This is a genomic window from Lamprobacter sp., from assembly GCF_034860625.1.
Taxonomy (GTDB): Bacteria; Pseudomonadota; Gammaproteobacteria; order Chromatiales; family Chromatiaceae; genus Lamprobacter.
In genome coordinates this window covers 1-9,091 of sequence record NZ_JAYESN010000144.1, presented here as the reverse complement: position 1 = coordinate 9,091, position 9,091 = coordinate 1, and the positions used below count along the sequence as shown (strand labels likewise).

The 9,091-nt window shown below is 59.9% G+C and carries 8 protein-coding genes; 4 read left to right on the top strand and 4 right to left on the bottom strand.

Annotation, left to right across the window (positions count from 1 at the left end):
• The first annotated feature begins 157 nt into the window (after positions 1-157).
• Positions 158-1,660 (top strand): GGDEF domain-containing protein, encoded by a 1,503-nt coding sequence (locus VBE63_RS21905; protein WP_323685145.1) that lies wholly within the window; start codon positions 158-160, stop codon positions 1,658-1,660.
• 576 nt (positions 1,661-2,236) lie between these two features.
• Here VBE63_RS21905 and VBE63_RS21900 read toward each other — a convergent pair.
• From VBE63_RS21900 to VBE63_RS31540, 3 genes are all read right to left on the bottom strand, one after another.
• Positions 2,237-2,956 (bottom strand): hypothetical protein, encoded by a 720-nt coding sequence (locus VBE63_RS21900; RefSeq protein WP_323685144.1) that lies wholly within the window; start codon positions 2,954-2,956, stop codon positions 2,237-2,239.
• Position 2,957: 1 nt separating this feature from the next.
• The gene (locus VBE63_RS21895) at positions 2,958-4,763 is read right to left on the bottom strand and encodes an MBL fold metallo-hydrolase (RefSeq protein WP_323685143.1); all 1,806 of its coding nucleotides are present in this window, start codon (positions 4,761-4,763) and stop codon (positions 2,958-2,960) included.
• 356 nt (positions 4,764-5,119) lie between these two features.
• Complete coding sequence (locus VBE63_RS31540) at positions 5,120-5,491, bottom strand: peptide chain release factor family protein (RefSeq protein WP_416274628.1); 372 nt, start codon at positions 5,489-5,491, stop codon at positions 5,120-5,122.
• A 494-nt stretch (positions 5,492-5,985) separates the two neighbouring features.
• Between VBE63_RS31540 and VBE63_RS21885 the strand changes: the two genes are divergently transcribed.
• The 3 genes from VBE63_RS21885 to VBE63_RS21875 all read left to right on the top strand — a co-directional run bounded on the left by VBE63_RS21885 (position 5,986) and on the right by VBE63_RS21875 (position 8,345).
• Positions 5,986-6,123 (top strand): hypothetical protein, encoded by a 138-nt coding sequence (locus tag VBE63_RS21885; RefSeq protein ID WP_323685142.1) that lies wholly within the window; start codon positions 5,986-5,988, stop codon positions 6,121-6,123.
• A gap of 101 nt (positions 6,124-6,224) precedes the next feature.
• Positions 6,225-7,526, top strand: coding sequence for an ATP-binding protein (locus VBE63_RS21880; RefSeq protein ID WP_323685141.1), 1,302 nt, complete (start codon positions 6,225-6,227; stop codon positions 7,524-7,526).
• Between the two features lie 3 nt (positions 7,527-7,529).
• Complete coding sequence (locus tag VBE63_RS21875; protein WP_323685140.1) at positions 7,530-8,345, top strand: hypothetical protein; 816 nt, start codon at positions 7,530-7,532, stop codon at positions 8,343-8,345.
• Here VBE63_RS21875 and istB read toward each other — a convergent pair.
• Positions 8,270-9,028 carry an IS21-like element helper ATPase IstB gene (gene istB, locus VBE63_RS21870; RefSeq protein WP_323685147.1) on the bottom strand — a complete coding sequence of 253 codons (759 nt, stop codon included), beginning with the start codon at positions 9,026-9,028 and terminating at the stop codon, positions 8,270-8,272. The genes VBE63_RS21875 and istB overlap by 76 nt on opposite strands.
• Between the last annotated feature and the right edge of the window lie 63 nt (positions 9,029-9,091).

Sequence of the window (9,091 nt, the reverse complement as noted above, 5' to 3'; positions counted from 1 at the left end):
CGCCGCTCGACAGTGTCGAAAACCGGCTGCGCAGGCGAGAGGGTGCGCGCTCGCGCTGGTCTTGGTCGGCGGCCTCGGGTGCGCGCCGGGGCAGGCGCAACCAGCGCAAAGCGCCTCTGCCGTTGACATTCTCGTGCTCCATTCCTGGCATCAGCAGATGCCCTGGACTGTCTTGTTTAGTCGGGGATTGCATCAGGGCCTGGTCGCCTTCCCTGATCCGTACCACCTCTATGAAGAGTTCATGGATACCAGCCGGTTTCCTGGATCGGCACACCAAGACCAGCTCGCGCGGTTCCTGTCCGGCAAATATGCCGGGAAAACCATCGCTATCGTCGTCACCGAAAGCGACGCCGCGGCGGCTTTTTTCCACAGCCATCCCAGGCTGTTCCCAGAGGCCCGGCACATTGCGTTTCAGACCGTTCGGGATGTCCCCTCCAGCCCATCGCACAACCCGGCCTCCCAGGTGGAGAGCGTGCAGATCCTGACCGATTTTCGCGGCGCCATTGCAGACATGATCCGGGTGGCCGACCCGCGCAGCGTCTATGTCATTGCCGATACCGATGATCACAGTCAAGAAAAACGGCTGTGGTCGTTTCAGCAAGCCATGGCCGAGGTTGGCCAGGGGATCGAGGCGCACTATCTGCTGGATGTCCCGATGACGGCCTTGTTGTCGCAGCTGGCAACGCTCCCTCCCGAGAGCGCCATTTTTTATCTGCTGATGTTCGATGATGGCGAGGGCACGCCGATCACCCCGTTTGAGGCGGCGCGCCGCATCGCCGAGACCGCCAACGCACCGATCTTCAGTCATTGGGATTCCTTGATGGGCAGCGGCATCCTGGGCGGCTATCTGCTCTCCGGTGAACGGGTGGGCCAGATCGCCGCGCGGGCGATCATCGCGCAGCTCGACCGGCAACCCTTTACCCTTGGCGAGGGCGATGCGTTTGTGTCGGCGTACGATTGGGGTCCGTTGCAGCGTTGGGGCCTCGATCCGGGGCGTTTGCCACGGCAGACCCAGATCCACAACCGCCCACCGGACCTCTGGCTGGTGTTCAAGCGCGAGATCATCATCCTCGGGCTGGTCTCGGTCGGCCTGTTCATCAGTCTGTTTTTGTTCCAGCGCAACCGGTTGTTCAAACGCATGAACGCCGAGTTGAGCCGGCTCTCGATGACCGATGCGCTGACCGGCCTGTTGAACCGGCGCGCCATCGATACCCTGCTCGTCCAAGAATGCGCCCGCTGTCAGCGCACCGGGCATCCGCTGACTGTGCTGATCTTCGATATCGATCACTTCAAGCGCATCAATGATCAATACGGGCATCCTCAGGGCGACCAGGTGCTCACCCGCCTGGCCAGCACCCTGCAGCAGGTGATTCGACGCACGGATCATCTGGCGCGCTGGGGAGGCGAGGAATTCATCCTTCTGGCCGTGGATTCCGACCTCGATCAGGCCGCGGTGATCGCGGAGCACATCCGCGCAGCCGTGCAGGCGATGGTCTTTGCCGATCAGATCAGGGCCACCCTGAGTATTGGTGTCGCGGAATATGACCCCCAGGAAGCCGTCGAGCACGTCTGCGCGCGGGCCGACACGGCGCTGTATCGCGCAAAACGCACGGGCCGAAACCGGGTGGCCATCGACCCAAGAGGCGCTGATCGCCAATGAGGCGTTCACCACCACAGCCCCTCCCTGTGCCTGTGCCGATCGACTGGCTGCCCTGGTGTCTCAGCGACGCCGCTGATGAATCACCGCATCCTGGCGCCCTGCCGCCGATCCCTGCGGGTGGCACAGAACAGGGTCGAACCACTACCCGCCTTGCCCGCGCTCAGTGCAACGACTCGAGTGCAGTCGACGGACAACGTCTTGAGAGAGGCGCTCATGCATCAGGGGGTAGACCCAACACTCGTGACACCAGCCGCAATTTGAATCTCTCGCTTGTCTGCTACCGACCCAAAGCAGCCGAACAAATTCGCCACTACCAACCCTTAGGGAAGCCTGCCTAAGCTGCAGCCAGTACTTACAAAAATCGGACTCAACTACTCATAATCCCTCCTGATTATTAACCAAGCTCAGCTCATCCAAGAGCCAACAGCTCTGCAAGCCACCGATGCGGTGTTGGGGAGCCTACCGCCCACCCGAGTGGTCGGGCCGTTAGAAGCGCTGACGCACCAATGCAAAACGTGAAGGCAACGTGCCTAGTCGTCAGGCCCCAGGAACTCCTCCCGAGCTGTTCATTCCTTCTTACAGATTCAGCTCCTCATGATGGATTGTCAATAAGCCATATCGATCTCGCATCGCTTGTGCCTCGGGGCGCTCTCGGTCGGATTTTCCCCAAATGGCGATTAGGAGGGGTTTGGTCATTTCAATCGCCTCTGCAGGTTTCTTCGTTGCGGCAGACAGAAACTGGCAAAACTCAGCCTCGATAGTACGCGCCATCTCGCTAGCGTTTTTAACTTGCTCACCAACCTGGGTTTCTCGCTTGTACTTCAATTCGATGAAGATCGGAACATAGCGGCCCTGTGATTCTCCCAACATGATCAGGTCAGCGCGAATCTTGTCCATTTTGACCTCATCCGCGACGAACCAAATGGCATCAAAGCGGTCAGCGATGCCTATCGCCCGCGGAAGTCCCTGGGGATCGGTCAAGGCTGTCCAGATCAACACCGCCTGGATTCTGTGCTCGGGCTTTTTATTTTTAGGTACATGATTTTCACACTGTGGGTCTGCAGCATCCAATAGCGCTAATTTTAGGGTCTTATTCCCGGATACCTTCTTTCCGTCACGGATAAGGCTACCGCACGGGTTCGCCGGGTCGAGAGATACCGCACGATAGCTTTTACCATTAACACGAACGTAGCGTCTCTTGTGATTGATGTCGAACCAATATGGGCTTTCGGCGACGCGTTGCGCTGCCAGTTTTGTCATGCTCTGTATTTTCGTCTTCAATGCGTCGTTTGCCATATCAGTTGTCTTCTTTGTTGATATTCATGATTCGTTCCACTTCTTGCGCGAGAAGGCTCAGGTCAGTATCTACAGCAAGGTGATCGACCTCGCCGTATCGATTCATCACACTGATGGTTGCTGCCAAAACACCATTTTCGATATCATAATCCCTATCTGATTCGAGCACGCCCTCATCTTGGTACCAATCGACCATCTCCCTTGTCCTTCCATGTTCATAAACCAGTTCTAGATTGGCATTCTCCGCACTATTACATGGGCCAAAACATTGATCTATCCACCATTGATTATTTTTGCGAATCATGCCTAGTGTCGCCAAGCGCTCACCGCTGAGATCACGAATCGAAAATACTCGATATTCATCTTTCTTGCAGGCATTTGAATAGTTCGCCACGCAATTCATCATGTGCCAGCCTTCTGATTTCAGCTGTTTTGATGATGTAAGGGGTACAATTTTAAATTTTCCGATCTTCTGTTCTTCCAAGCCAGGTCGCCAATGCTGCTGTTTCTTGTTAGCGGGGCTTGTGCGCTCTGCGTGTTCAAGCCTTTCGCTCTCCTCTAGCGTCCACCATTCGCCATCGCGGTGAAGCTCGACATTTACAAACAATCGCTGATACTGCTGGGGCACGAAGGTATGAATAGGGGCAACCTTACGTGGAGTGAGCACCCTGGCGAACTCCTCGAGATGCACGGGGCTCGCGTGGCCTGACGTATGGATGCTTCTCTTGTCAATGCCGTGGCTGTTCAGCCAGGCTCCGAGGGCACTGAAGTCTCCGTGCTCCCAATATCCTGCCCATTGTGAATAGATGTAGCGAGCGTCAGCTAAGCAGTTTGCCTTTTCCAGGTCTTGACAGTGAATCGGGCGAAATACGAGAGCCAACGATTTCGCCCGTTCACACAGCTCTTCGATGTAAATCCTATGTTTCGCGTGTTGACGTAGAAGATCGAACAAGCCCTTCGATCGAATCTGCATACGCTGGCGTTGAGGGACATAGAGTCTGATGTCGGGCCAGTGGGATTGTGGAATATTTGGATTGCCTGTCGCTTGCAGAATCGCCGCGGTATAAAGATCGATGACCATGAGGCGGTTCGTTCGTCTCGCCGCTCGAAAGATGGATACGAGACGATCAATGTTTTGTGAGGACGTATGCGTCAAGACGAGGCCTTGAGCCGACGAAAACTCGGCGACGAACTGATCCTCTATGTCTGATTCATGCTGAAACCGCCCGCCATTTGGCGGCCTTCCCAGGGTGGAACCTTCCAGCAGCAGGGCATCGATACCGCGGGGCAACGTTCTCAGCAAAGACTCGAACAGAGCCGATTTGCGACCGTGCGCGCGGAAATCGCCGCTGTAAAAAAGACTCTGTTCCTGGCTCTCAATTAGGAGCGCATAGGCATCGTATGCTGAATGATCAACAAGAAAGGGGGTAACGCGGAATGGTCCGACATCAATGCGCTGACCTGACCGATAATCCCATCCTGCTGCTGGTCTAGTCCAGGGAGGTCCACTGAAAGCCGCAGCCGCCGTGACGATACGCCGGGCGGCTGGTCCCATTCCGACGGGGATGCTGGGTGCCAGAGCGGGCAGCAAGCCGAAATGATCCAGATGCGGATGCGAGATGAATACCCCGAGTACGCTAGTATCGCGTCCATTGAGTCCGGTAAGCGTTGCGGGTATCGCTGAGTGCTTATCGTGGTCTGAATCCAAGGGTAACCCGAAATCGAGCAGAATCCGGAGTCCATTCTGCTCGATTTCGACACAACTTCCACCAATCTGGTGACTGCCCCGGTGGATGCAAACTCGCATACGATTTGCTCCCTATGTTACAGATTAAGCGTCGACTTCAGCGATGGCCTTTCAGGCGGTAGCGGACGGAAGTTCCTCGGGACATTTATTCGATTCGCGAGGCACCATACCCCCTGGCCGATGGCATCGACGTCAGCGTGACAGGCCGCGTCCATGAACACGGTGATTCCCGAGCATCGGCGAGGGACTGACCACATTCGCATGATCGCGGTCGGTTTTTTTGGTGCCGCGCACTCATCAATGAATATCAACGCTCATTCTTCCAAGATAGACCATGTTACACCCGCACCGCGTTCCCCCGCTCAACTCGTGTATGCTGCCGCCACTTTTGATCTTCAGCCACACGCAGTTGTTCGTCAGCCCACTGGCTCATCAGCACCGCCCGGCAGCCGCGCCAGCGCCAAAAGCCGGTTCATGTGCTGGGAGCGCTCCTCCTGTGCCAAAACGCTGAGTCCGGTCGGAATGTGAGTGATGCGACCTATGCTCTCGGTGCGATTGACATGCTGACCACAGGGACCGGAGGCGCGCAGGTTTTCGATGCGCAGGTCGGCGTCATTCCAGCTCTCTTTCGCCGGCTCCTCGAAGTCGGTAACCCTGACAAAACTAGTTCTTGCGCTTGTGATACGGGCGATAGGGACTGGCTCCGAGCCATTGGATGGTGCCGAGCCAATCGGCCACGCCCGCCTGAACCTCGGGACCGCTGACGCGCAGCAGCACCGAGAGTGCATCGCCGGCGTGCTGCCCTGGTGTGCGGCCGATCTCCTCGACGGCGAGAACGCGGGCGGTCAGTTCGGCGAACCAGCGGCAGCTATGTCAACCTATGCTAACACTTGTCTAGCAGGGCTGAATGACAGCAACTGGCCGTTTGCTGCCACGAGCTAGGGGATCGCGTCCTCAGCGCAGAAGCAACTACGTTGGCGGAATCTGGTGAAGTCAGTGCGGATTGCTATGGGAAGATTTCTCAGGATAAATCAGCGCAACAACACCTCGTCGGCGTTGAATTGTTCCGATGGCGATCACGAGTGCAGCTGCTGTATCGCCAGGCCCGGCCGTTTGTAAGCGCTGAGCTGCCAGACCATGGTTGGAGTGCTGATCCAGCTTGAGACGTTCTCGCAACCGTCCGGCGAATTACCTCCTATACGAGCGCCGGCGCGGCTTGCACCCTAGCGCCTAGTCACAGCAACACGAGGACTGGGCATGGCCGAGAAGCGACGCCCGCCCGATGGCGCGAGCTGGTGCAAGGCTGGCCGCGCTGACGGTGGTGTTCACCAACGGACTGCGCCTGGAGATCGCCGCTGGCTGTGATCCGAGCACCCTGGGGCAGGTCGTCGACCTGCTGCAGGCGCGGGGCGCGGCATGATCAGCCTCGATGCCCGGCCGTTGGCGATCAAGGCCTGATGTCCCTGCTGGAAAGACAGAAAGGGCTTTATCCATCCTTAGAAGAGGGACACAATAGGCCGGATGGACAGCCTGTTCGAACACCTGATCGCCGATTTCCAAGAGCGGACCCTGCCCCGCCTGACCGCGCGTGAAACCCGCTTGCCAGCATTGCCCGGCAAGATCGACACCGTCATTGGGATGCGCCGAAGCGGCAAGAGCTGGCGGTTGTTCCAGGCCATGCAGGAGCAGCTCAACGCGGGTGTGCCAAAGGAGCGTCTGCTGTATCTGAACTTTGATGACGAGCGGCTCTATCCGCTGACCGCCGCCGAGTTGCACCAGATTCCCGAGACCTGGTACCGCCTCTATCCCGGCAACAAGGGTCAGCCCTGCTTCGCCTATTTCGATGAGATCCAGAACGTGCCGGGCTGGGAGGCGTTCGTGCGTCGCCTGCTCGATAGCGAGGCGCTGCAACTGACACTGACGGGCTCCTCGGCCCGGCTCTTGAGCCGTGAGATCGCCAGTGCCTTGCGCGGTCGCTCGCTGAGCACGGAGCTGTTCCCGTTCAGCTTCGGCGAAGTGCTGCGTCATCAGGGTCTCGAGGCGACGCTGAGCGCACCGGTTGGCAGCCATCGCCGGGCGCTGTTGGCCAACCGGCTGCGTGACTACCTGGAGACCGGCGGTTTTCCCGAGGTGCAAGGGGTGGCGCCATCGCTGCGGGTGCGCATCCTGCAGGAGTACGTGGACGTGGTGATCCTGCGCGATGTCGTCGAGCGCCACGGGGTCGGCAACGTTGCGGCGTTGCGGGCGTTGATCCGTCAACTGCTGGGCGCGCCGGCCAATGCCTTCAGCGTCAATCGGTTCTACAACGACCTTAAGTCGCGTGGCATCACGGTGGGCAAGAACAGTCTGCACGACTTTCTCGGCTATCTGGAGGAGGCCTATCTGATCCAGACGCTCACGCTCGATACGCGCTCGGAACGCCAGCGCCAGGTCAATCCACGCAAGGTCTACCCGATCGATACCGGCTTGGCGCAGGCCTACTGGCATACCCCGAACCGCAATCGCGGCTGGTTGCTGGAGACACTGGTCTTTCTCGATCTGCGCCGGCGTGGCCTGGCGCTGAGCTACTTCCGCTCGCAGGAGGGGTTTGAGGTCGACTTTCTGGCGCGCGGGTTCGATACCGAACCGCAGGCGATCCAGGTCAGCGAATCGCTATCGGACGCAAAGACGCGCGCGCGTGAGGTGCGCGCGCTTGAGGCGGTGATGGCCGAGCGCGCGCTTCCCGAGGCGATCCTGATCACGCTCGATGAAGAAACCCGCTTCGAGACGTCGCGCGGGCCGATTCGGGTCATTCCTGCGTGGCGTTGGTTGCTGCGGGATTAGCCGATGGCCAGCGCACACTCACCGCTACCTGTCCCGCCCCCGATCGACTGGCTGCCCTGGTGCCTCACCGACTCCACTGATGAATCACCGCATCCCGGCGCCCTGCCCCCGATTCCGGCTGGCGGTTCAGGCTGGCTGATCGCCCCCGAACGCGGTCATCTAGCCGACTGTGCCTCTGATCTGCAGGCGGTCAGTCGCTGGCTCGCGCGCCAAAAGGACAACCCACTCACGCTCGAGGCCTACCGCCACGAGCTCGAGCGCTTCCTGCTCTGGCTCGGCCTCGAGCGCGGCAAGGCACTCTCGGAGGCGACCGGCGAGGACATCGGCCTGTTCGATGATCTGCTGCAATACCCCGAGCGCTGGCCGCAGTGGTATGGCGAGCCCAAGCCCCGCAATGATCCACAGTGGCGGCCCTGGACCCGCAAGCTCAGTGCGCGCTCGCGCCATGAGGCGCTGACCACGATCGAGCGCTGTTACCGCTGGCTGCTGGCCCAGGGCTATCTGCGCTACAACCCGTTCGGCGCCTCGGCGGTGAAGCTGCGCGCGCCACGCTCGGCGGCGGTGCAGGAGCGCTATCTGGATGAGCGCCTGTGGCAGGCGGTGTTGGCGCAGGTGCAGGCGATGCCGCAACAGACGGCGAACCAGCGGGCGCGTTATCGGCATTCACGCGTTATCCACACGGAGACCGCCAGCACCGGCATGGCGTTCTGCACCCTGGCGGCTGCACGCCTGAACCGCCGCGTTCAACCCTCAGGGCTCGGCGTGTCGCTTGGGGCTGAGCGGCGGCGCATCGACTCCCCGGTGAGGCTCAAGCGATGAGCGTTGTGCAGCAACCGATCGAGGATCGCATCCGCCAGGGTCGCCTCACCGATGAGCTCATGCCAATGCTCCACTGGCAGCTGACTGGCGATCAGCGTCGCGCGCAGGCCGTGGCGCTCCTCGATCAGCTCCATGAGATCCTGGCGCTGAGCGGCGTTGAGCTTGTGCAGACCCCAATCGTCCAGAATCAACAGTTCAGTCTTGGCCAGCTGGCCCATCAGACGCACCCAGCTGCCGTCACCATGGGCGATGCGCAGCTGCTCCAACAGCCGCGGCAGACGCAGGTAACGCACCGAGAGCCCCTGGCGACAGGCCTGATTGCCCAGCGCGCAGGCCAGCCAAGTCTTGCCGCAGCCGGTCGGACCGGTGAGGCAGAGATTCTGCCCCCGACGAATCCAATCGGCACTTGCCAGGGCCGCCATCTGCGCACGTTGCAGCCCACGCGCATGGCGATAGTCGATGTCCTCGACACAGGCCGGCACGCGCAGCGTCGCCGCCCTGAGCAGACGCGCCAAGCGCCGATTGTCACGCTGCAGTTGCTCGCGCTCGAGCAACAGCGCCAGGCGCTGCTCAAAGCTCAGGTCCACGACGCTCTGGGGTTGGGTCAGCTGTTGCTCCAGCGCCTCAGCCATGCCGGTGAGCTTCAGGGCGCGTAACTGCGCCAACAGGGGTTGGTGTAGCATCACGATCACCTCCTCAGTGGTAGTAGCGCGCACCGCGCACATTGGCATGCAACGGCAATGCGC

Bases quoted from the DNA above. Each gene is read 5' to 3' on its own strand.
- VBE63_RS21900 (WP_323685144.1), bottom strand. From the start codon at position 2,956: ATGGCAAACGACGCATTGAAGACGAAAATACAGAGCATGACAAAACTG.
- VBE63_RS21895 (WP_323685143.1), bottom strand. From the start codon at position 4,763: ATGCGAGTTTGCATCCACCGGGGCAGTCACCAGATTGGTGGAAGTTGT.
- VBE63_RS21875 (WP_323685140.1), top strand. From the start codon at position 7,530: ATGGCCAGCGCACACTCACCGCTACCTGTCCCGCCCCCGATCGACTGG.
- istB (WP_323685147.1), bottom strand. From the start codon at position 9,028: ATGCTACACCAACCCCTGTTGGCGCAGTTACGCGCCCTGAAGCTCACC.
- VBE63_RS21905 (WP_323685145.1), top strand. From the start codon at position 158: ATGCCCTGGACTGTCTTGTTTAGTCGGGGATTGCATCAGGGCCTGGTC.
- VBE63_RS31540 (WP_416274628.1), bottom strand. From the start codon at position 5,491: ATGCACTCTCGGTGCTGCTGCGCGTCAGCGGTCCCGAGGTTCAGGCGG.
- VBE63_RS21885 (WP_323685142.1), top strand. From the start codon at position 5,986: ATGGCGCGAGCTGGTGCAAGGCTGGCCGCGCTGACGGTGGTGTTCACC.
- VBE63_RS21880 (WP_323685141.1), top strand. From the start codon at position 6,225: ATGGACAGCCTGTTCGAACACCTGATCGCCGATTTCCAAGAGCGGACC.